Origin of the sequence: Liquorilactobacillus uvarum DSM 19971 (genome assembly GCF_001434935.1) — a bacterium.
Lineage (GTDB): Bacteria > Bacillota > Bacilli > Lactobacillales > Lactobacillaceae > Liquorilactobacillus > Liquorilactobacillus uvarum.
Genome location: NZ_AZEG01000003.1, coordinates 128,017 through 150,168, shown reverse-complemented (window position 1 = coordinate 150,168; position 22,152 = coordinate 128,017). Strand labels below are relative to the sequence as shown.

21 protein-coding genes are annotated in these 22,152 nt (G+C 37.3%); all 21 read right to left on the bottom strand.

All coding sequences use genetic code 11. The features are described 5' to 3' along the window. Positions 1-163: 163 nt before the first annotated feature. Complete coding sequence (gene recD2, locus FD20_RS02640) at positions 164-2,647, bottom strand: SF1B family DNA helicase RecD2 (protein WP_057736037.1); 2,484 nt, start codon at positions 2,645-2,647, stop codon at positions 164-166. Next, positions 2,647-3,318, bottom strand: coding sequence for a tetratricopeptide repeat protein (locus FD20_RS02635; protein ID WP_057736036.1), 672 nt, complete (start codon positions 3,316-3,318; stop codon positions 2,647-2,649). The genes recD2 and FD20_RS02635 overlap by 1 nt, the downstream gene beginning before the upstream one ends. A 17-nt stretch (positions 3,319-3,335) precedes the next feature. Beyond that, on the bottom strand, positions 3,336-3,995 hold the full coding sequence (locus FD20_RS02630; protein WP_057736035.1) for a histidine phosphatase family protein: 660 nt from the start codon (positions 3,993-3,995) through the stop codon (positions 3,336-3,338). 169 nt (positions 3,996-4,164) lie between these two features. Continuing rightward, positions 4,165-5,286 carry a tRNA 2-thiouridine(34) synthase MnmA gene (gene mnmA / locus FD20_RS02625; protein ID WP_057736034.1) on the bottom strand — a complete coding sequence of 374 codons (1,122 nt, stop codon included), beginning with the start codon at positions 5,284-5,286 and terminating at the stop codon, positions 4,165-4,167. Between the two features lie 95 nt (positions 5,287-5,381). Then, positions 5,382-5,753 carry a DUF1831 domain-containing protein gene (locus tag FD20_RS02620; protein WP_057736033.1) on the bottom strand — a complete coding sequence of 124 codons (372 nt, stop codon included), beginning with the start codon at positions 5,751-5,753 and terminating at the stop codon, positions 5,382-5,384. Beyond that, the gene (locus FD20_RS02615) at positions 5,740-6,912 is read right to left on the bottom strand and encodes a cysteine desulfurase family protein (RefSeq protein ID WP_057736032.1); all 1,173 of its coding nucleotides are present in this window, start codon (positions 6,910-6,912) and stop codon (positions 5,740-5,742) included. The genes FD20_RS02620 and FD20_RS02615 overlap by 14 nt, the downstream gene beginning before the upstream one ends. Before the next feature lie 14 nt (positions 6,913-6,926). Next, positions 6,927-7,613 carry a 5'-methylthioadenosine/adenosylhomocysteine nucleosidase gene (locus tag FD20_RS02610; RefSeq protein WP_057736031.1) on the bottom strand — a complete coding sequence of 229 codons (687 nt, stop codon included), beginning with the start codon at positions 7,611-7,613 and terminating at the stop codon, positions 6,927-6,929. Between the two features lie 12 nt (positions 7,614-7,625). After that, entirely contained in the window at positions 7,626-7,916 is a 291-nt protein-coding gene (locus FD20_RS02605; RefSeq protein WP_057736030.1) for a hypothetical protein, read from the bottom strand. Positions 7,917-7,920: 4 nt separating this feature from the next. Further along, positions 7,921-8,469, bottom strand: coding sequence for an NUDIX hydrolase (locus FD20_RS02600; RefSeq protein ID WP_057736029.1), 549 nt, complete (start codon positions 8,467-8,469; stop codon positions 7,921-7,923). Further along, entirely contained in the window at positions 8,469-9,458 is a 990-nt protein-coding gene (gene dapF, locus FD20_RS02595) for a diaminopimelate epimerase (RefSeq protein WP_057736028.1), read from the bottom strand. Before dapF ends, FD20_RS02600 begins: the two co-directional genes overlap by 1 nt. Positions 9,459-9,674: 216 nt before the next feature. Beyond that, positions 9,675-12,473 (bottom strand): isoleucine--tRNA ligase, encoded by a 2,799-nt coding sequence (gene ileS / locus FD20_RS02590; protein ID WP_057736027.1) that lies wholly within the window; start codon positions 12,471-12,473, stop codon positions 9,675-9,677. A 260-nt stretch (positions 12,474-12,733) separates the two neighbouring features. Next, complete coding sequence (locus FD20_RS02585) at positions 12,734-13,453, bottom strand: DivIVA domain-containing protein (protein ID WP_057736026.1); 720 nt, start codon at positions 13,451-13,453, stop codon at positions 12,734-12,736. A gap of 24 nt (positions 13,454-13,477) precedes the next feature. Continuing rightward, positions 13,478-14,263: a YlmH family RNA-binding protein gene (locus tag FD20_RS02580; protein ID WP_057736025.1), complete on the bottom strand. Its 786-nt coding sequence runs from the start codon at positions 14,261-14,263 to the stop codon at positions 13,478-13,480. A 12-nt stretch (positions 14,264-14,275) separates the two neighbouring features. Continuing rightward, a complete protein-coding gene (locus tag FD20_RS02575) occupies positions 14,276-14,554 on the bottom strand; it encodes a YggT family protein (RefSeq protein ID WP_057736024.1) in 279 nt (92 codons plus the stop codon). A 20-nt stretch (positions 14,555-14,574) separates the two neighbouring features. Further along, positions 14,575-15,000, bottom strand: coding sequence for a cell division protein SepF (locus tag FD20_RS02570; protein WP_057736023.1), 426 nt, complete (start codon positions 14,998-15,000; stop codon positions 14,575-14,577). 34 nt (positions 15,001-15,034) lie between these two features. Continuing rightward, a complete protein-coding gene (ftsZ, locus tag FD20_RS02565; protein WP_057736022.1) occupies positions 15,035-16,291 on the bottom strand; it encodes a cell division protein FtsZ in 1,257 nt (418 codons plus the stop codon). Between the two features lie 24 nt (positions 16,292-16,315). Next, positions 16,316-17,638, bottom strand: coding sequence for a cell division protein FtsA (ftsA, locus tag FD20_RS02560; protein ID WP_057736021.1), 1,323 nt, complete (start codon positions 17,636-17,638; stop codon positions 16,316-16,318). A gap of 150 nt (positions 17,639-17,788) precedes the next feature. Beyond that, positions 17,789-18,637, bottom strand: a complete 849-nt coding sequence (locus FD20_RS02555; protein WP_157060825.1) for a cell division protein FtsQ/DivIB — start codon at positions 18,635-18,637, stop codon at positions 17,789-17,791. A 33-nt stretch (positions 18,638-18,670) separates the two neighbouring features. Continuing rightward, the gene (murG, locus tag FD20_RS02550; RefSeq protein WP_057736019.1) at positions 18,671-19,771 is read right to left on the bottom strand and encodes an undecaprenyldiphospho-muramoylpentapeptide beta-N-acetylglucosaminyltransferase; all 1,101 of its coding nucleotides are present in this window, start codon (positions 19,769-19,771) and stop codon (positions 18,671-18,673) included. Further along, positions 19,768-21,144 carry a UDP-N-acetylmuramoyl-L-alanine--D-glutamate ligase gene (gene murD / locus FD20_RS02545; RefSeq protein ID WP_057736018.1) on the bottom strand — a complete coding sequence of 459 codons (1,377 nt, stop codon included), beginning with the start codon at positions 21,142-21,144 and terminating at the stop codon, positions 19,768-19,770. The genes murG and murD overlap by 4 nt, the downstream gene beginning before the upstream one ends. 44 nt (positions 21,145-21,188) lie before the next feature. Then, positions 21,189-22,151, bottom strand: a complete 963-nt coding sequence (gene mraY / locus FD20_RS02540; RefSeq protein WP_057736017.1) for a phospho-N-acetylmuramoyl-pentapeptide-transferase — start codon at positions 22,149-22,151, stop codon at positions 21,189-21,191. Between the last annotated feature and the right edge of the window lies 1 nt (position 22,152).

Genomic DNA, 22,152 nt, shown 5'->3' with positions numbered 1-22,152 from the left:
TTATTAATTTTGTATAACCATGCTCCATAAGTCAAAACTCTCTGTCTAATTCAGATCACTCATAGCAAAAGAATTCCATGTCTGTAGTTTCATATTAGACCTAAATTTTGTCACCTCATGCTACATCTCTCTTGTTTTAATTCTGCCATTGTTTAACGTATTATTATTGTTGCAAAGTATACGGTGTTTCCCCATTCAGCCCAATCAATGGATCAATTTTGTTAGTTTTTATCAGTTCCATAGTAAGTACTGCATTCTCAACATCTTGCTTCTGGTAATTAGCAGATACGACACCTGCTTTTTCTGTTGTCTCTTCATCAATTGAATCTTTCTTCTGATTGATTTTTTCTTTTCTTAGTTTTTTATCTTCTTTTTTATTCAGAACACTGCCAAGCCGTTCCGCTATCATAGTATTACGATTAATTGAAACCTTCTCGATACAAGCCTTATAAGCACTTTGTTCACCCAAAAGAATCAGCAGATTTTGAGCTCGTGTAACTGCAGTATAGAGGAGATTACGTTTTAGCATTCTTGAATATTGACGAACCATAGGCAAAATAACCAGCTTAAACTCACTCCCCTGCGCCTTATGAATAGACATACAATATGCAAGTTTTAGTTTGTTCCAGTCTTTGCTGGTATACGATATTTCATTACCATCAAATGAAATAATCAATTTTTCCTTTTTGTCTTTGCTTTCTTTGGAAGTTTCTATTCCAACTATTTCACCGATATCGCCATTGAAAACATTATTTTCAGGACTATTAACAAGATGCAAAACCTTATCACCTATCCTAAAACACTGTTGTTTGAAACTAACTTCTTTCCCGCCTGCTTTTTTAGGATTGAGTACATCCTGCAATAATGTATTCAAATTATCTATCCCAGCTGATCCGCGATAGATAGGAGCAAGTACTTGGATATCACGCTTGGAAAAACCACGTTGCTGTGCTTTGGAAACAACTTGCTTGATGACTCCTGATATCTGTGAAACATGACAACCAATAAATGAGCGATCACTTTGATTAACGCTAAAATCCTCAGGCAGGTTTCCCTCTTTGATACTATGTGCCAGTGGAATAATCGAAGATTGGTTTTCTTGACGATAAATCATTTTTAATTCTTTGCTAGGTATTAGTTTACTTTCAAGAAGATCAGCAAAAACTTGACCAGGCCCTACTGAAGGTAACTGATCTTTATCTCCAACTAATATCAACTGCATATGATTAGGTATTGATTCCAATAACAAATCAAAAAGGTTGACATCGACCATTGACATTTCATCAACAATTAATAACTTACCATCTAATTGCTGCGGTTCACCCATATCATCATCATTTCCATTTAAACCTAGCAAACGATGGATTGTGCATGCTGGTAGTCCAGTCGATTCATTCATTTTTTTTGCAGCACGACCAGTCGGTGCTGCAAGCAAAACAGGAAATTCATCGCTTTTGTATTCATTTATGTCTAAAGAAACATCATTCAATAAAGCAAACGTCGCTACTATACCATTTATAATAGTAGTTTTGCCGGTCCCTGGCCCCCCAGTTAGTAAAAAAAGGCGTGCATTCAAAGCTTTCTGAATTGCACTAATTTGATCTTCTCCATAAGAAATCCCAAGTTGCTCCTCAACTTTTGTCATCAAATTTTTAAAAGTTTTTTCACTAACTTTTTCCTTAACTTTCAAATTCAGCAGGCGCTTAACATTTTCTGCAATTCTCCACTCAGCTTCAAAATAAGAGCGTAAATAGATTTTGTTTTCTTCGCCTACAATTTTGCCGTCATTTGCCATCTGCAGTAATTGATCAGCAAGCAATTCCGGATTTAAAGAAACATGTCGACTACTCATCAGCAAACCTAGTGTCTGCTGCAAAAGGGGTTCTGCTGTCGTATATGTATCTCCTCTTTCATGACATAAATCATGCATGCTTTGCAAAATTGCGGCTTGGATACGTCCAGATGAATCGGCTGCAAAGCCAAGCTTTTCGGCAATTGCATCAGCCTTTTTAAACCCGATACCATTAATTTCAAGAGCTAAACGATAAGGATTTTCATGAATAACTTCAACCGTTTTTTCACGATATCTATTAAATATCGCAGTGGACATTCTGCTCCCAAAACCATAACTGTTCAATTCAATAATAATCTGCTGTGTTCCATTATCAGAACGGAGAGTCTCTATTAATGCTTTTTTTTGAGCACTCTTTAAGTTTAAACCTGCCAAATTTCGCTCATCTTCAAGTATTTTTTGAATCGTGTCCGTACCCAAATGCTCGACAATTTTAGTAGCCGTTTTCAAGCCTATTCCATGAAAACTATTTCCTGATAAATATGCTATAATACCGGCACGAGTTGTTGGCGTTTCATTCTGATAATTAAAAGCTTGAAATTGCTGACCATATTTGGGATGTTTAACAAGTTGCCCCTCAAAGCGATAGTTATTGCCTTCAATTAAATCAGCAAAATTCCCTGTAATAACAATATCATCGTTTTTCCATTCGAAGTTAGCCTCACTTACTTTAACTTGAATAACCTTATAAAAAGTTTCACTGCTCTCAAAAAAGATCGCCTCAACCTTGCCGATAATGTCCTCATTTTTTTTATTTTCGGCACTAAATAAATCAAGACTCCCGTTTGCAGTCATTATTTGCCTCCTTGAACACCCTTTTTTCTGGTTGCAACAAACTTTTCAACGTCGACCAGCCTTGATTTCATTTTTTTGAAATACTCAGGATTGTTTTTTTTCACCTTTTCAAAAAAGGCCTCACTTTTTTCCCCTTCAACTATTCCTACAATACCGCGTTGAAAATTAGCTTTTTTATCATCTGGCCACTCAGCCAAAACCTTGTCAAAATACTTTTCAGCCTGCACAAAATTTCCAAGTGCAAGAAAATTTTCTCCAACAAGCATCAGTGAATCATGATCATTTTTTTCTTCAGCAACTGTTAATGCGTAGGCCAATGAAAACTGATAATTATCTTGCGCATATTCAGCTTGTGCAATCATTAAAAGTGCTTCTAGTTTCAATTTATTTTGCTTTATTTGTTGAAACTCACCAATTGCCTCTTTATAAAGACCGCTAGCGTAGAAGACATTCCCCAGCCCATAGTGCAGTATTGCTTTTTGATCATCATTTTTAAAAAAATGCAACGCTTTTTTAAATAGCTCTTCTGCTTGCTGGTAATTTTTTAACTCAGTTAACATGGCACCCAGATTGTAGTACACTTGCGGATTGTTCGGGGCCTTATCAACAGCTGCTACCATTTTTCTGACAGACTGAGCAGCTTCTTCAATTGCCTCTTTTTGCTTTTTCAATGTCGTTTCACTCCTTCCTACACAATGTCAGAAGCATCCATTTTTCGTTTAAGGTAATCTGTTTTATTCCATGCCAAACACTTATAGTGTTCACCGTTACTGGTCTCTAGTATAGTCGCACTTGTATTTGCCAAACCGCCCTTTGCTCGCAATTCTTTCAATGAATAACCTAATAAATGTCTGATTTCAGCACATAAGGCCGCCCCATGGCTCACTATCAAAACATTTTCATTCTTACTTTTATGCAGCTCAACAATTTCCTTAATTGTAGGCGTCATTCTTTCGAATAACTCATCAAAAGACTCTCCATCAATTTTTGAAGGATTATATTTTTCTGCATGATGCCTAAAAGCATCTAATTCCTGAGGATAACGTTTTTCAACCTCAGTAAATTTCATTCCTTCCATTTTTCCAAGATTAAACTCACGCAAATTAGCAACACATTTCACATCAATCGATTGCTGAAGCTCCTCAGCAATTTTTTCAGCCGTCGTTTTGGCTCTTAAAATTGGGCTGCAATAAATACTGGAAAAATGATAATTTTTTAAAAATAGACACAATTGCTGAATTTCTTGATAACTTTCACTAAGCAATGGGGAATCACCATGTGCTCCTTGATAACGTCCTTCTAGGTTCCACTTAGTTTTTCCATGGCGAATAAAAAATAATTTTGTCACCTTCGACACCCTTCTCTTTAATTACTATTAGTTAATTATGACATAGAAATCTTCTTCTGGGAGATATATAACGTTAATTTTGCACTTTTTTTGAAATTTAATCGTTGGATAAAAATAAAACTCTCAAGCCTATATTTGAGTTAACTTGAGAGCTTAAATAACTATTTAATTAAACATACTGCAAAACACGTGTTTTCTGGTACGCATGGTCAATTGTTGCACTGCCCAAACATACTTCACCATCATAAAAAACAACTTCCTGACCTGGTGTTATTGCTCTAACTGGTTGATCAAACTCAACTCTGACTTTATCAGCATCAAGAGAAACATGCACACCAGTATCCTTTTGGCGGTATCTGAATTTAGCAGTACAATGAAATTCAGTTCCTTTATCATCAATCGGCGCAATAAAATTTGCATTGCTGCCATCTAAACTATCTGCATAAAGGTGCTCATTGTGATAGCCTTGACCAACATACAAGATATTTTTCTCCAAATCTTTGCCAATTACAAACCATGGATCATTGCTCTGACCATTACCACCGATTCCTAAACCCCTGCGCTGCCCGATCGTATAATTCATTAAGCCATAATGATCACCTTTGATCTTACCGTCAATTGTCATCATTTTCCCAGATTTTGCAGGTAAAAATTCATTTAAAAATTTACTGAAGTTGCGTTCACCAATAAAACAAACACCCGTTGAATCTTTTTTCTTGGCAGTTGCTAAGCCTGCTTCTTCAGCAATTCTGCGCACATCTTTCTTTTGCATATTTCCAATTGGAAACATAGCTTTTTTCAATTGTCGCTGTGACAATTGACTTAAAAAGTATGTCTGATCTTTATTGCTGTCTGCTCCGCGCAGCAAATGGACCGTTCCATCTTGATCACGCCTTAATTGCGCATAATGCCCCATAGCGATATAATCAGCATCTAATTGCATTGCATAGTCCAAGAAAGCTTTGAACTTGACTTCCTTATTGCACATTACATCTGGGTTTGGGGTACGCCCTCTCTTATACTCATCTAAAAAGTACGTAAAGACATTGTCCCAGTATTCTTTTTCAAAATTAACGGAATAATAAGGAATACCAATTTTGTTGGCAACCTTGGCAACATCTTCATAATCTTCAGTTGCTGTGCAAACACCACTGTCTTTCTTATCATCCCAATTTTTCATGAAAACACCAACTACATCATACCCCTGCTGTTTTAATAAATATGCAACAACAGATGAGTCCACGCCACCACTCATGCCGACAACGACACGTGTCTGGCTTCTATCTTTCATAATAATTTCACCATCATTTCACTCTAGATTCTGAATCTACGATTTGAAGGTCGTATTATTTCAGTAACACTCATTATATCTAGTTGACAGTTTTTTTACAAGTTTTCATTCTCAGACAGTTTCTGCCCAATTTTTTCAAGCACGTGACGTTTCTCTAGCTCTTCTAAAATATAATTCAGTTGTTCGATATGAACATCTGCATCTGTGCTTTTGTAGATATTAACTTCATTCAATCCATTTGCACTTGTTGCTAACATTTTAAATGTTTTTAAATTAGACGTGATAGCCATCTTAAATTTAAGCCCCTTATTGAAGGGTGAATTTGGGTCTAACGATCTTTCAAGTTGAAACTTGCCGTTTTTACTTTCAACAAAACCGACGTCACGCAGCGTATATTTTTTTATGTCACTGCTTAACTTGTAAGTTCGCGTATCACCCTTTATTTTAAGCTTTTTAACGTATGCCATCAGTTTCACTTCTTTTCAATTTATTAATAATACTGGTCAAAACATCAATCAGGTATTCAATATCAGTTGTTGTGTTTTGATAACCAAAACTAAATCGCAATGATTCAACAATTCGAGGACTGTCTTCTCCATACATAGCCATCAACACATGCGATGGCTCCAAACTACCAGCAGTGCATGCTGAACCTGCTGAAGCTGCTATTCCATTTAAATCAAGGTTTGTTAATAATACTTCTCGTGAACATCCCTTAAACCAAAGATTCAACACATGTTGAAGATTGTCAGAAGCTAATTCCCCATTTACTTCAACTTCAATTTTATTTTTTTGTAAACCGCTGATCAGCTGCTGCTTAAAACCTGCATATTTTTTCTGACGAGCTTCTTTTTCCTCATTATCAACTATTTTAACTGCTTCTGCAAAACCAGCAATTGCCGGAATATTTTCAGTACCTGCACGTCTTTTTAATTCCTGATCTCCACCCTTTAGAAGCGATGCAAAGTTTAGTCCGTCTCTTCGGTAAAGGAAACCCAAGAACTTTGGCCCATTCAGCTTATGTGCTGAAGTTGACAATAGATCAATCTTGTCTTTTTGGACATCAATATCAACCAATCCATAAGCTTGTACTGCGTCCGTATGGAACCATGCGTTGGTAGCAGCAACTATTTGGCCAATTTCGTGAATCGGCATTCGACTGCCAACTTCATTATTTCCTGACATAATGGAAACAAGTATAGTGTCTTCTCTAAGTGCGTTCTTTAAATCATCTAAAGAGATACGTCCTTTTTCATTAACAGGCAAATAAGTAACTTCATAACCAAGCGTTTCCAAATACTCCATAGATTTAAGAACAGCTTCATGTTCAACAGCAGTGGTAATCACATGTCGCCCGACACTTTTGCGTGCTAAAGCAGTCTCGATAATGGCTGTATTGTCACTTTCCGTTCCACCACTTGTAAAAACAATTTCGTCATCTTTACGGGCATTGACCGATTGCGCAATGACATGTCGACTATCATCTAGCACTGAACGTGCTTTACGTCCAAAATAATGCGTACTAGACGCATTTCCATATACATCCAGCATCATTTTATTCATTGTATCAACAACCGGTCTTGCCATAGGTGTAGTTGCCGCATTGTCTAAGTAGATATGTTTCACTTCAAAGTCTCCTCTTATTCTTCTAACATAGTTAAAATCATTTTAGCCGATCGTTTGCCAGCTTCAAGAATAAATTGATCAAAAGTTTGCCCAGCATCTTCATCGCCGACATCTGACATCGCACGTACAATTACGAAAGGCACTTTAAATTGGTACGCTGCTTGGGCAACTGCCGCGCCCTCCATTTCACAACATAAAGCCGCAGGATACATTTTTTTTATCTTGTTAATTTTAGAAGCAGATGCAATAAATTGATCTCCTGTTACGATCAATCCTTGTTTAACACTCAATTCAGCAGATTTTGCAGCTCGTATTAATTTCTGAAGCAGTTTTTGATCTGCTTCAAACAGCTGCGGTTGTTGTGGTAACTGACCTGGCAAATAATCAAAAGCAGTCGCATCAACATCATAATAGGCAGCGCCAGTCGAGAAAACAACATCTCCGACATGCAGACCGTCACCAATTCCGCCCGCAGATCCCGAATTTATGACAGCTGTTGCACCATACTTAGCAATCAGCAATGCAGTTGTCATGCCGGCCTGAACTTTACCGATTCCTGAACGAACCAGCACAACCTCTTTTTTCTCAATAGTTCCTTCATAAAAAACTATTCCACCGTGTTCACTTTCATGCGCATTAATCAACCTTGCTCTTAAGGCCTTGATTTCTTCTTCCATCGCACACAATATTCCATATTTCATCAAAAAATCCTCCTAAAAATTAACAAAAATCATAAAAAGATACGCTAAAACAATTGCTAACACTAATCCCAAAATTACCCAGTTCAATTTACGTCCTAGATTTTTTCTTTTTTCTTCCATCTCGATTTGAAACTGTGCTTTCCGATAACCAGTCCTGCTCCCTTGAGCTGACTGATTATCACTCAAATTATCATCCTCAGATTGACTACGTTTTCTTCTACTCCTAGTCTCATTGCTAACGAAATCATCTTTTTCTTCTTCCTGCTGGTTCGTCCGATTGAATAAGTTTCTCTTGAATCTCACTATATTATTGCTCCTTTATTCGATTCATTTTCCAATACCAGATGGCCATAAGCGTCTTGCTGTCACAAATCATACCTTTTTTTAATTCTTCGTCAACTTCTTCCATTGACAATTCAAAAATATTTAAAAATTCACCGTCATCTCGTGCTAATTTTTTTTCTACAGTGGTCATTCCCTGAGCATGATATAAAAACATTTTTTCATCCGCAAAACCAGGAGAAGTATAAAAACTTGCTACGTACTTAAAATTTTGTGCACTCAGGCGCACTTCTTCATTTAGCTCTCGTGCAGCCGTAGTCAGAGGATCTTCGCCCGGATCAATTTTCCCTGCGGGAATCTCAAATACCGCTTTTTTTAGGGGCTGTCGCCATTGTTTAACCAAGATCATTTTTTCATCCGCAGTTATACAAATTATGCCTACTGCACCATGATGACGCACAATCTCTCTTGTAGCTTTCTTTCCATCTGGTAAGATAACAGTTTCAACATCCAAATCAATGACTTTACCCTTAAAAATATGTTCCGTTCTCACTGTTTTCTCTTCTAGTTTCATTAACGACTGCCTCCTTGAACTTGAGCTGCAAACTCTTCATAGGCATCTTGTTCGTTAGTTTCATTCCAAACAGCTTCTTTAAAATCACCTTTGAATGCTGCACTCTGGTCGACTGTAACTTCTGCAACAAAGGTCGCGTTTCCTATCAAGGACATCCAATAAGAGCCATCTTCGCGCTGGTGTACACAAGTCTTGACCATTCCACCAGGATTGAAAACAGAGATTAACTGTCCTGTCTCAGCCTGCTCTGGATGCAGCAAAACATATATTAGACTGGAAGCAGACATCGCTGTCCCACAAGCATTTGTGTATCCAACTCCTCGTTCATATGTTCTAACAAAAATTTGTTTTGGTTTTTGAATCTGTACAAAACTGACATTTACTCCGTCAGGGAAAATAGGATTCTTACCATTGTTTAAGTAAGAAGCAATTCTTCCCAATTCAGAACCAACTAAAACATCATGTGAAACAAAAGCAATCAAATGTGGATTAGGAACTGCAACCGCTGAAAATTTTATTGTTTTTGACAATTGTGGAATGTAGTCATCAATAAGCTTCGTTTTATTTTCGACATTCATTTTTAAATCAGTTGCTGAAAAACTAACAGGCGAAATTTCTGCATCATAAGCTGGTACACTTGGTGCAAAATTTTCTGACTTTTTCACTTCTAGATCCGCATACATTGTTTCAACTTTAAATTCATTTAGTCCATTTTTCTCATTCAAGTATCGTGCAACAGTTCTAATTCCATTGCCACACATACTTGCTTCACTGCCATCTGCATTAATAACACGCATTCTTCCGGCTACCCCAGAATGTCCCGCGGTAACAAACAAAATGCCATCAGCCCCGCCATGCAGTCCATTCTGACGATCACAAACAACTCTAGCCAACGCGCTCAGCTCATTTTCTGTAATACTGTTTTCTAAATTTTTTTCATCAAGAATAAAAAAATCATTATTTGATCCATGCACTTTTAACATTTGCATTTTTTCGACCCCCATTTATTTACTCGGATATATCATATACTATATAATAACAAATTTCGAACAAATTTTCCTACTAGTAAATTTTTGCAATTGACTTTCCACTTTATTTTCTTATCAGCAAAAATACACAAATAAGAGGAACGGAGAAAAATCCATCTCCATCCCTCTTATTTTTCTTTTTTCAATTCCATATATTCGAAAAACTAATTCAAGGTTTTAATCTTCTAAACCTTCGCTCAATGCCTCTGGATATGCTTCCTTTATCAAGGCTGCACAGCTCACACAAAGCTGTGGCAAATCTTTGTCTTGACCAACATCTTTCTTAACCATACGGCAACGAGGACACACAGTACCTTCAGCATGTTCAACCACAACACAGAGATCGTTGTAATGATCCGCATCACTAGGAGCCTCTGCCAAGTCTTTGACATCTAGAGCTGAAACAATCAAGTTTTGGCGAACATCTGTGTTCAAATTCTCTAATTCTTGCTTGAGATCTTTTTCAACATAGAGCGTAACATGTGCTTCGAATGACTTCCCAATCAATTTCTTATTACGTGCATTTTCAAGTGACTTGAAAACATCTGAACGTACATCCATGAATTTATCCCATTCTTCAAGCAACTTAGCTTCATTATTAAAGTGAGTTACTTCCGGCATTTCAGCCAATTGAACATAATCTTCCTGTTCTTTCAAATATTTCCAGATTTCTTCTGTTGTATGCGGAAGTACAGGTGTTAATAATTTAGTTAAGCGTAGAGCAACATCGTACAACACAGTTTGCATAGATCTACGTTTGTGACTATCTTCTTTTTCAATATAAACAACATCTTTTGCAACGTCTAGATAAAATGCAGATAAATCAGCAGTTACAAAGTTCAATAGTTTTTTATAGATTCCCATAAAGTCATAGTTTGCATAAGCATCAAGAATTTCTTTAGTGAATTTGTTAATCAAAACTTCCATATACTTATCGACTGATTCCATGTCATTAAACGCAACAGCATCTTTTCTAGGATCAAAATCAGTTGTGTTGGCAAGTAAGAAACGAACTGTATTACGAATCTTGCGGTATGCTTCAGAAATCTGTTTGAAACTATCCATTGAAACCCTGACATCCGCTGAAGAATCAACGCTAAGAACCCAAAGACGAATAATTTCTGCTCCCATTTGCTTAATAACTTTGGCTGGAACAATTGTGTTGCCAAGCGATTTACTCATTTTTCTTCCTTGACCATCGAGCGTAAATCCTTGAGAAAGAATTTGTTTGTAAGGCGCCTCACCTGAAACAGCAACACTTGTAATCAAGCTTGAATTAAACCAGCCACGATATTGATCAGAACCTTCAAGGTACATATCACTTGGGTAAGTCAGATAATCCCGTTGAGCCAGTACACCTTGATGAGATGAACCAGAATCAAACCAGACATCCATAATATCAGTTTCTTTAGTAAACTTGCCATTTGGAGAATGTTCGCTTGTGAACCCTTCTGGCAGAAGATCCTTCGCTTCACGTTGGAACCAAATATTTGATCCATGTTTTTCTACTAAATCTGCAACATGTTGAACCGTTTCTGATGTAATAATTGCTTCTCCATCTTCACCGTAGAAAATTGGCAACGGGACACCCCAAACACGCTGACGCGAAATGACCCAATCGCCGCGGTCACGAATCATATTGTGCAGTCTTTTTTGTCCCCAGCTTGGGAAAAATTTAACTTTATCGATTGCATCCAAAATATTTGTGCGAATTTTATCGACAGAAGCAAACCATTGCGGCGTAGCACGAAAAATTATAGGTTTCTTTGTGCGCCAATCGAATGGATAGCTGTGCTCGTAGGGAACATATTTTAGTAGTAAGCCAGCTTCTTTTAACTTGTCCAAAGCAATTTGATTGGCATCCTCATAGAACACCCCAGCAAAATCTTCGCCTGTATCCTCGGTCAAATAACCTTTGTCATCAACAGGAACGTAAATATCAAGACCATACTGTTTTCCGACATTAAAGTCATCTTCACCAAAACCAGGAGCTGTATGGACCAAACCAGTACCTGCATCCAGTGTGACAAAGTCACCCAGCATAGTAACTAATTTACGTTCTGGATAAAACGGATGCACAGTCAGAATGTTTTCAAGATCAGCACCCTTAAGTGTTTTAACTACCTCATATTCATCCCAGCCAAAGCGTTCCGCATTCTCATCCACTAAATCTGTTGCCAAGACGAAGTTCCGTTCATCGTCTTTTGGCTTAACAACTGAATAATCAAAATCCTTATCGACAGTAATTCCTTCAGAAGCAGGTATTGTCCATGGTGTTGTTGTCCAAACAACCATGTAAGTATTGTTTTCATTTAGTACACCTTTACCATCAACAACTTTCTCACCGTAAAAAGCAGATGGTGAAGTAACATCATGATACTCAACTTCTGCTTCTGCAAGAGCTGATTCGGATGACCATGACCAAAAGACAGGTTTTTTACCTTTGTAAATCAATCCAGCTTCTGCCATCTTACCGAACACTCTAATCTCTTGCGCTTCAAAAGTCGGGTCAAGTGTTACATAAGGATTATCCCACTCTCCAGCAACTCCCAACCGTTTAAAATCAGCACGCTGTTTGTCAACTTGTTCTAAGGCATATTCACGACATTTTTCGCGAAAATCAGCAACAGACAGCGCTTTGCGATCAACACCAGCTTTTTTTAATTGCTGCTCTATTGGTAAACCATGTGTGTCCCATCCTGGAACGTATGGTGAACGAAATCCCATCATCGATTTTGAGCGGACAATAATATCTTTAGTAATTTTGTTCAAAGCATGCCCCATATGGATATTTCCATTTGCATATGGAGGTCCATCATGCAAAATAAAACTTGGTTTTCCTTCATTCAATTTTTGGCGGCGTTCATAAACCTTATTTTCTTCCCATTCTTTTTGACGTTCACCTTCACGAACAGGCAAGTTACCGCGCATTGGAAATTTTGTTTTTCCTAGGTTAAGCGTATCTTTAACTCTCATTTTTTTCTCTCCTTTTTTAAATATAAAAAAAGACTTCATCCAAGGGACGAAATCTTCGTGGTACCACCCAAGTTCAGAACCAGTAACACAAACATTACCAGTTCAACTTAAACATTAAATAACGGTCATGAACCGGCTAAACTTACTAAATTCAGTCCAACAATTCAGAAAGATGATATCCAACTAGAATTTAATCATTGACCTTCCACCAAATCGTCAACTCGCTAAGATTTTTTCTACTAGGAACTGTTCTTTCAAATTTACTTATTTTCACTAACATTAGTATTTTCATCAAAATGTTGTCCGTTATCTTCATCTTCCTCTGGGAAAATTACAACGGCCTTCTTTTGATCCATGTTTCCATTATCAGTTGCTTCACTTGAAACATTGTTTGAGACTGATTGTACTTCCTTTGCAGCCTGTTTGTCAAGGTCCTCATTTCGGCGAATCGCGTCTTGAATAGCCTCATAATTACTTGTATCGCCCTGCTTAAGGATCTCATCCCATTCACTGCTCCTAACGACCTCCAATTGTGATTCCATCATAACCTGAAGTTTTTGTCTAAAGATGCGAGCTTGTTTCTTAAGATCATCAGTTTCAACGGTCAGACGTTTAGCCTTTTGAGAAGCATCATCAACAATATGACGTGCCTTATCATTAGCTTGGTCAACTATATCCTGAGCTTGTTTCTGAGCCTCATGGTTAATAATTTCTGCTTCACGTTGTGCATTTGCTTTAACCTTGTCAGCTGCCTCTTGAGCAACAATAATTGACTGGTTCAAAGAATCCTTCAAGTCGTTAAAATACTTAAGTTTTTCTTCACCTTGTTTGAGGCCTTCCGCTAAATGCTCATTTTCTTTCAAGTTAAGTTCGTAATCTTTAATGATTTGATCTAAAAAATCATTAACTTCATCTTGATCATACCCACGCAATTTAACACGAAATTCTTTGTTATGAATATCCAATGGGGTCAATGTCATATCCCCAACACCTCCAATTATGTATTAATTTTCTAAAACAGAAACACTCAACCTTATCTTACCTCTTTTAGAAACACCATGTACATCATCGATCCTAAACCGACCATGACCTCTAACAGAAATAATGTCCTTTACTCCCAGCTCCAAATCCGGTTTTTCAACCAACATCCAATTCAAATGCACCTTCTGTGATTTCAGCAAATCTTTCACATGCTTGCGCGAAAGATTATAAACACCTGCAACCAAAACATCAATTCGCAAAGAACTCACAGAAACTTGCAAGTCTGTCCATTCATCTCGCGATGAAACAAGCTGTTCACTGGAAGCAGGTATCATCTTAACTTTTATGCGACCAATATGATCAACTTGCAGTCGGATGTAATCTACCATTTGAGCATCAGCAACAATCTGCCACTTCTCACCATCAGTTATTATATCACCAATAACATCACGTTTAATCCCAATATTCATCAATGTCCCCAAAACCTGACTGTGTCGTAATTCAGCAAATTTAGTTGGATAGTTTATCTCCATCAATGAAACTTCGAAATCAGATAGTACCGGATCATAATACTCTGGATAAAACAAAATTCTTTTTCTCTCCGCATTTGGTATAAGACCAAAACTTTTCATCTTGATTTGGTCATCGTCTTTCAATAAAGTTGAAGCAATCAACTGCTCACGCGGATTAAAAAAATGAGTTAAAATCGGACGGTACTCATTTCTAACCCTTTCAAGCGTATCATGAATATCATCGATAACAACAGCTTCATCTTTTCTAAAATGTTGATAAATGCTATTTTCACTCATTATACATCCCACTTAAAAAAACATTGTAAAAAGATTTAACAGCAAAACCAGAACGACATCAAAACCATACTTGATAAATTGTAATGCGATCAGGGCAACGATCGGTGAAAAGCTTATTCCTCCAAATGGTGGAATAAATCTCTCGAAAAAGCCCAAGTAAGGTTGACATATCCGACCAAGAAACTGTCCCAACTTTGTCTGATAAGCGCCTGGAAACCACGACATCAGCACAAAAGCCACAATCGCTAGCGAATATAGTTCGAATAAACGATCAAAAATAGTTATAATCAATTAATTAACCCCTTAACCAGTTAAAAGTCATTATCGGAAAACTCAGCAGCAACATTTCCCTCAACAACAAATCCGTGCGGTGTGCATAAGAAAATCTGTTCTCCGATGCGTTGAACTTCTCCTCCAATTGCGAAAACCGTCCCCGTCAAAAAGTCTACAACTCGATGTGCTTGCTGCTCATCCATTCTTTGGAAATTAACAACTGCTGCTTGGTCATTTAATAAACGAGTAGCAATAACTTTAACATCAGAATATATTCTTGGTTCAAATAACGCAATCTTTTTCTCCACTTTTTCTTGTCCTCTTGCATGCATCGAAACGACTTTTGAATTTTTGGGAGTTTCAACAAATTCTTCATCATTTTTGTCATAAAAATCATCTGAATGATACATTTCGTCCTCATCCGTCATTCCAAAAAAACGTCCAATCTTCTCACCAAGAGCCATCTCCACTCCTCCTATCACGCAATTTTATTTTTTGCTATTTACGACGGTGGCGGAAAAATGGTGGTGTACTCAAACCATCGTCATCACTTTCGTTTTTTTCTTTTGCAGTATCCATCTTAAAAATGTCAAATTTTTTCTTTTCAACATCTTGAAACTCATCTTGACGTTCGTTCTGATTAACTTTTCGTTCACCTGAAATTTCGCGTCTCAAATCCCAATCTCTCAACGGATCCGCTCCCTCATTAGATTTCGTTTCTTGTTCACTACCTGAAGGGCGAGTATCCTTGTCTGCCAAAGGATTCAAGCGACCGCGTCTTTGAGCCTGCTCTCTTTTCTTCTTATCAATTCCCGTTGCAATGACAGTTACAACAACTGTATCTTCCAAATCCTCATTAATAGAAGTTCCAAAAATAATATTAACATCACTCGTTGCGGCCTGTGCAACTATATCAGAGGCATCTTGCGCTTCAAAAAGGCTCAAATCAGGCCCACCAGTGATATTCAAAAGAACTTGTTCAGCACCATCTATTGAAACTTCAAGTAAAGGTGAAGAAATAGCTTTTTTCGTTGCTTCAGCAGTTCTGTTTTCACCATTTGCTGAACCGATTCCCATCAAAGCAGAACCTTGATTTTCCATCACTGTTTTAACATCAGCAAAATCAAGATTGACATATCCTGGTGAGGTAATTAAATCAGATATACCTTGGACACCTTGACGTAAAACATTATCTGCTTCTTTAAATGCTTCTAACATTGGTGTTTTTTTGTCAACAATTTCAAGCAGGCGATTATTTGCAATAATAACCAAGGTGTCAACATGTTCTTTCATTTGTGCAACACCTTCAGCAGCATAGCGTGCACGCTTTGGACCTTCAAAGCTGAATGGACGCGTAACTACTCCAACAGTTAAAGCACCTTGTTCTTTTGCCACTTTCGCAATAATTGGTGCTGCACCTGTTCCTGTTCCGCCTCCCATACCGGCAGTAACAAAAATCATATCAGCACCCTTCAACGATTCAGCAATTGATTCTTCGCTCTCTTGAGCAGCCTTATTTCCAATTTCGGGATTCGACCCTGCACCCAAACCTCGCGTAAGTTTCGGTCCAAGCTGAATTTTGGTTTCAGCATTAGAACTCTTTAAAGCTTGCACATCCGTGTTGGCAACTATGAACTCAACACCTTTGACATCATCCGCAATCATTCGATTTACTGCATTTCCGCCAGCACCGCCTACTCCGATCACTTTAATTGTTGCACCAGTATTCTCATTTGCATCTAGTGAAAATTCCATTACGCTTTCCCTCCAATTTATAAATCAATCAAAAAATGTGTTGAAGAAATTTTTGACACCGTCAAAAGCATTATTCTTTTTACCAGCATTACGTTTCTTTTTGGTGTTTTTTTCTTCAACCTGTGGATTAAGTGCTACGACTTTTTTATTTTCTTTCAGAGCATCTAGTTCGTCTCCACTAGCAATGGTGCTTTTTACAATTTTTTCAATTTCACCTTGATGCATAACATATTTAATCAAGCCAATTGCCTGTGAAAATGATGGATGTCTCAGCCCCATCTGCTGAGGTATAAATACTTTAACATTCACACCAAAAACATCTTCAGCCAGCTCTTTCATACCAGGAAGTGCAGCAAGTCCACCAGTAAGTACGATACCTCCTGGAAGCTGCAAAGCTCTAATATCTTCAAGCGCATCTCTTAACTTTTCAAAAATCTGAGTCATTCTTGCTTCAATAATTTCACTCAGATATTCACCACTTATTTGAACTGGATCCACTTGCCCGACAACTTCAACAGGAAATACATCATCCTTTGAGGCCAAATTGCTTGCAGCATAACCATAATTACGCTTGATCTTTTCTGCATTTTCAAGTGAGGTGTTTAAAACAACAGAAATATCCTTTGTGACAAACATTCCACCCTCTTGGTCAACGTATGTATACTTTAATTTATGATCGTGAACAACTGCTGCTGTTGTCTGACCGCCACCGATATCAATTATCACAGCTCCGAAATCTTGCTCACCATCGCTTAAGACAATGGTTGAAAGTGCCAAGGCCGAAACAACTGTTCCTTCTACCTTCAGTCCAGCTTTTTCCACACATTTCATCGTATTATGCAAAACAGTCTTGGGACCTGTATACACGACCCCATTCATTTCTAAACGTACACCTATCATTCCACGAGGATCTTTTATACCATCAAAACCATCAACAATAAATTCATCTGGTATGATATCAATTACATCGCGTTCAGGGGGAAGCTTTTGTACTAATGCCGCCTCAGTTACGCGATAAACATCATTCTCATCTATTTCTTTTGAACTTCCAGCTTCATCACTGACAGCAATCATTCCATTACAAGGGACGATCTCGAGAAGATTTGCCGGAATTCCGACTGTTACTTTTGATATCTGGATGTTCGCCTTTTGTTCAGCTTGCTGAATCGCCTTTTTGATTGCACTGACAGCACGATCAATATCCACGATCACTCCGCGACTCAGTCCGTCTGAACGTTCACTCCCCACCCCGATGATGTTCATCTGACCTTTTATATGTTCGGCGACTATAACCTTAATCGATGTCGTACCAATATCGAGTCCAACATATATTCCAGAATTTTCCATCAATAGAGCCCCCCTTTTCTTAAATTTAATTAAACATTATTATAGTAAGAAATTACTCAATTTGATTATTTAAATTTTACCACACTGTTTCCTATTAATACACTTCTCGCGTCTGAAATACCTAAATTAATCATATTCAACATTTATTTTTTATTTTAGCGGATATGAATAAGCTCCGACTTCAAAGTCAACAAGTATTTTGTTGTTGTTTTTCGATTTAATATCAGGATAATAAGCCATTTTTTTAGCAAAAGTCGAAATTGTGGCAACTACCTCATTTCCATCATTCATATAAACTTTAATTTTCTCTTCATTGACGTCAGTTGGTGTATAATGAATTTCGGACATTGCACTTCGCAAATTAGGTGACAGACGAGCTACTTGCTTCGCTAGAGAAGATAATTTTTTCTGGTCTTTGAACTGATAATAAAGCGGAGAATTTCCCTGTGCTTGATCACGTGCAATCTTAGATACCCTTCCTAAGCTATTCAGAGAGTAATATTTACCTTTTTTTGCCACATATCCAACAATAGAAGATTCACTCACTTTATAATTAACTGTTGTCCCACTAATTACTAGCTTAAGATTTTTTACATCGGAGACTTGTTTTCGAACCTCATCTTTTATGCTTTTTTCGTTCAACATAACTCTTATAAGCAAATTACCCTTCCGCACCCCGCTGGCCTTAATAACTGCAGCATCTGTCAAACTATCAGTACCAGAAACTTTGAGTTGCTGAACCTTACTAATTGGGAGAACTAAATATAAAGATACTAATCCTAACAGGAAAAAAATAAGGAGATTACAGACTAAATGCCTTTTAAGAATACTCTTTCGCTGTTTGACTAAATCAGGCAGTTTATTTCCGATTCTTTTCTTTTTAAAAAATTTATATTTACCCCATTTTAACTTTTTTTTTCGCTCCTGCTGAGCCTTTTCCCAGGGAGTAAGAGGGTCGTTATCTTGAGATTTAAACTTAGAACGTTTTAATTTTTTCATCTCAGTCCACACACTCCCCTCTTCAACTGCTTGTTATCTATTAGAATCAGCAATCAATTGTGACAGAATTTTGGTTATTCTATCTGCCGCATCAGTGGTTCCTGCTTTCCTTGCATTTTCACTCATTACTTTTTGAAGTCTGTCGTTCAACATCAATTTATTAATGATTTCCGCCAAACTTTTTCCATTTAAGTCAGCTTCTTTGATCATCTCAGCAGCTTGAGCATTTACCAAGCTTTGGGCATTATGTGTTTGATGATCGTTAGTCACATAAGGACTTGGAACCAAAATAGATGGTATACCTAATGCAGTTATTTCAGCTAAACTCGTCGCCCCAGCTCGTCCGACAATACAGCTGATTTCAGGAAGAATTGAAGGCATATCCGGTATATACGGCTCAACAACAACATTTTCAGGCAATTTATTACCAATCATTTTTTGAATTTTGTCAAAATGAACACTGCCTGTAACAAACAAAATTTGATAATTTTTGTCTTTCAAAAAAGGGAAAGATTCAATTGTTGCCTCATTTATTCTTCTAGCTCCACGTGAACCTCCAAATATCAAAACTGTTTTTTTATTTGATGATAAACCGTAATCTTTTAGCCGATTGCTGGGTTTCATTCCAACTACTTGTTGAGCACGCGGATTCCCTGTAAAAACAACTTTTGAAGCTGGAAAATTTTTAACAGCCTCTGTGAATGAAATCCCAATTTTATCAACAAAATGGCTCAAAAATTTATTTGTAACGCCAGCTATACTGTTTTGCTCATGAATAAAAGTTGGGATTCCCATTCTTGCAGCTGCATAAACCACTGCACCGCACACGAATCCACCTGTTCCCACTACAACATCAGGTTTAAACTCTTTCAATATTTTTTTAGCCGTATGCACGCTCTTCAAAAATAAATACACCGTTTTAAAATTTTCAAATGACAACGATCGTTTGAAACCCTGAATTTTAACAGTTTTAAATGGTATTCCGGCATCTGGAACTATTTTGTTTTCCAGCCCTTTATGTGTCCCAACGTATAAAACTTCAGAAGAAGGTTCACTCTTCTTCACAGCATCAATCAAAGCCAGTGCAGGGTAAATATGTCCTCCTGTACCCCCGCCTGAAACTAATAATCTCATTTTTCTTCCTCCACTTTTTTAACCAGCTTTTCGATTGCATCAATGTACATATCTCCACGAACTTCGAAGGTCGGATACTGATCCCAGCTCGCACATGCGGGTGATAAAAGAATAATATCGCCTTTGTGACTCATTTCGTAAGCTAGCGGAACCGCACTGACAACATTTTTAGAATGTTTAATTTCACTTATTCCAGCCTTTTTCCCTGCCTCTGCCATCAAATCTGCAGTCTCACCAAAAACTATCATTTTGCTTACATTTTTAAAATATGGAATTAAACGTTCAAAAGTAAAACCACGATCAAGCCCACCTGCCAACAACACAATTGGAGACTTAAATCCAGATAATGCTTTTTCTGTTGCTTCCATGTTTGTTGCTTTTGAATCATTGTAAAATTTACGGTTATTTACCGTTGTCACATATTGTGTGCGATGGCGAACTCCAGAAAAGGTCTTTAAAACCTCAACAATACTCTCGGTAGTTTGGCCCATTAATTTAGCGACTGTTAAAGCTGCTAATGCATTTTCAACATTATGCGACCCAGGCACTTTGATATCTTCAGCTGCCATTATTTTTTCGTCACGGTAATAAAGAAAGCCATTTTTTTCGTATGCACCAGTTTCTATCTTGTCTTGACGTGAAAAAGGAATGACTTTTGCATGTGATTGTTTGCTTAAATTCTGCCATTCTTCTGAATCCCAGTTAACAACGAAGAAATCATTTTCATCTTGATTCATCGTAATTCGCATTTTAGCTTTAATATAATTTTCACGTGAACCATGGTAATCCGTATGTGCTTCGTAAATATTAGTTAGCACAGCAATATGAGGATGTAATTTTGTAATCCCCAACAACTGAAAACTTGATAATTCACTGACCATAACATCGTCCGAGGTAGCCTTTTGGGCGACCTTAGAAGCGGGAACGCCAATATTGCCTGCAACATAAGCATGCCCCTTTTGACGATCTTGATTAAGCATTAGAGAAATCATTGTTGTCGTAGTCGTCTTGCCATTTGTGCCAGTAATACCAATCATCTGAGCCTCAAGGATTTCATAAGCTAATTCTGGTTCGGTAATAATTTGTATTTTTTGTTTTATTGCAGCACTAACTAATACATTCGAATACGGAATTCCAGGATTCTTAACAATCAATTCAGTCTTATCCAAAAGACTTAGCGGATGGCTTCCTGTAATAACTTGTATTCCTTTATCCTCAAGATCAGTAACAATTTTGTCATCTTTCGGAGTTTTCAAATCATTAACTGTTACCTGTGCACCTAATTTATGTAAAAGTTTAGCTGCATTAAATCCACTTTTTCCTAAACCAATTACGAGTATACGCATATTTTTGTAATTTGTGATTTCTTTCATTTTCAAAGACTTCCTTATAAATTATCGTAACTAAGACTAATATTCTACACACTTGTTATCAAAAAAATTGCTCCAGCGATGATCCCGATAGCCCAAAAAGTTAAATCAATCCGCCACTCACTCCATCCACACAGTTCGAAGTGATGATGTATAGGGCTCATCTTGAAAATACGTTTCCCAGTTAATTTGAAAGAACCAACCTGTAACATAACACTGGCAGTCTCAACTACAAAGATAATACCAACAATCAGCAGGGACAATTCATGATGAAGCAAAATCGATACTGCCGCTAACGCCCCACCAAGTGCCAACGATCCCATGTCACCCATAAAAATTTTGGCAGGCTTATGGTTAAATATCAAAAATCCAAGTAAAGCTCCAATAACAGTTAAACAAAAAATTAAAATATCAACCTCTTTTTGAACATACGCAGTAATTGCATATGTTCCAAAAGCGATGATCGCCTGTCCAGCAACCAAACCATCAATTCCATCGGTCAAATTAACTGCATTTGAAAAACCAACTAACCAAAAGATAACAAAAAGAACATATAAAAAGCCAAGCGGAATTTCATATCCAAAAAAACTAAGTGAAAGCGGTAATCCTTCATGTAAATATACTCCCATAAATACTATTCCGCCTATAATTTGCCCTAGAAGCTTCTGCCAAGCTTTCAAGCCCTCATTTTGCTTCTTCCAAAGTTTAATGGAATCATCCCAAAAGCCTAACAAACCATACAATATCAAGATGAATTCCAAAACAAGTACCCTGGCTGTCAATTCCTTCATTAAAAACGGAATTAAAATTCCGATAAACACAATTGTACCATTAAAAACCAGTCCACCCATTGTAGGTGTTCCAGACTTTTTTTTATGCCACTTAGGACCATCTTCCCGAATCATCTGACCTTGATTTTTTTTATGTGCATAATTAATGAATATTGGCAAAAATATCACCGTAATAACGAAACTGCTGATAATTGGCATTACTACTTCTAATCCTGTCATT

Excerpts from the sequence above, each read along its gene's own strand:
- recD2 (WP_057736037.1), bottom strand. The coding sequence starts at position 2,647 with ATGACTGCAAACGGGAGTCTTGATTTATTTAGTGCCGAAAATAAAAAA.
- murD (WP_057736018.1), bottom strand. The coding sequence starts at position 21,144 with ATGAAAGAAATCACAAATTACAAAAATATGCGTATACTCGTAATTGGT.
- ftsZ (WP_057736022.1), bottom strand. The coding sequence starts at position 16,291 with ATGGAATTTTCACTAGATGCAAATGAGAATACTGGTGCAACAATTAAA.
- FD20_RS02600 (WP_057736029.1), bottom strand. The coding sequence starts at position 8,469 with ATGAAACTAGAAGAGAAAACAGTGAGAACGGAACATATTTTTAAGGGT.
- dapF (WP_057736028.1), bottom strand. The coding sequence starts at position 9,458 with ATGCAAATGTTAAAAGTGCATGGATCAAATAATGATTTTTTTATTCTT.
- ftsA (WP_057736021.1), bottom strand. The coding sequence starts at position 17,638 with ATGGAAAATTCTGGAATATATGTTGGACTCGATATTGGTACGACATCG.
- ileS (WP_057736027.1), bottom strand. The coding sequence starts at position 12,473 with ATGAGAGTTAAAGATACGCTTAACCTAGGAAAAACAAAATTTCCAATG.
- mraY (WP_057736017.1), bottom strand. The coding sequence starts at position 22,151 with ATGACAGGATTAGAAGTAGTAATGCCAATTATCAGCAGTTTCGTTATT.
- FD20_RS02620 (WP_057736033.1), bottom strand. The coding sequence starts at position 5,753 with ATGGCATACGTTAAAAAGCTTAAAATAAAGGGTGATACGCGAACTTAC.
- FD20_RS02555 (WP_157060825.1), bottom strand. The coding sequence starts at position 18,637 with ATGAAAAAATTAAAACGTTCTAAGTTTAAATCTCAAGATAACGACCCT.
- FD20_RS02570 (WP_057736023.1), bottom strand. The coding sequence starts at position 15,000 with ATGGCTCTTGGTGAGAAGATTGGACGTTTTTTTGGAATGACGGATGAG.
- mnmA (WP_057736034.1), bottom strand. The coding sequence starts at position 5,286 with ATGAAAGATAGAAGCCAGACACGTGTCGTTGTCGGCATGAGTGGTGGC.
- FD20_RS02610 (WP_057736031.1), bottom strand. The coding sequence starts at position 7,613 with ATGAAATATGGAATATTGTGTGCGATGGAAGAAGAAATCAAGGCCTTA.
- FD20_RS02585 (WP_057736026.1), bottom strand. The coding sequence starts at position 13,453 with ATGACATTGACCCCATTGGATATTCATAACAAAGAATTTCGTGTTAAA.
- FD20_RS02580 (WP_057736025.1), bottom strand. The coding sequence starts at position 14,263 with ATGAGTGAAAATAGCATTTATCAACATTTTAGAAAAGATGAAGCTGTT.
- murG (WP_057736019.1), bottom strand. The coding sequence starts at position 19,771 with ATGAGATTATTAGTTTCAGGCGGGGGTACAGGAGGACATATTTACCCT.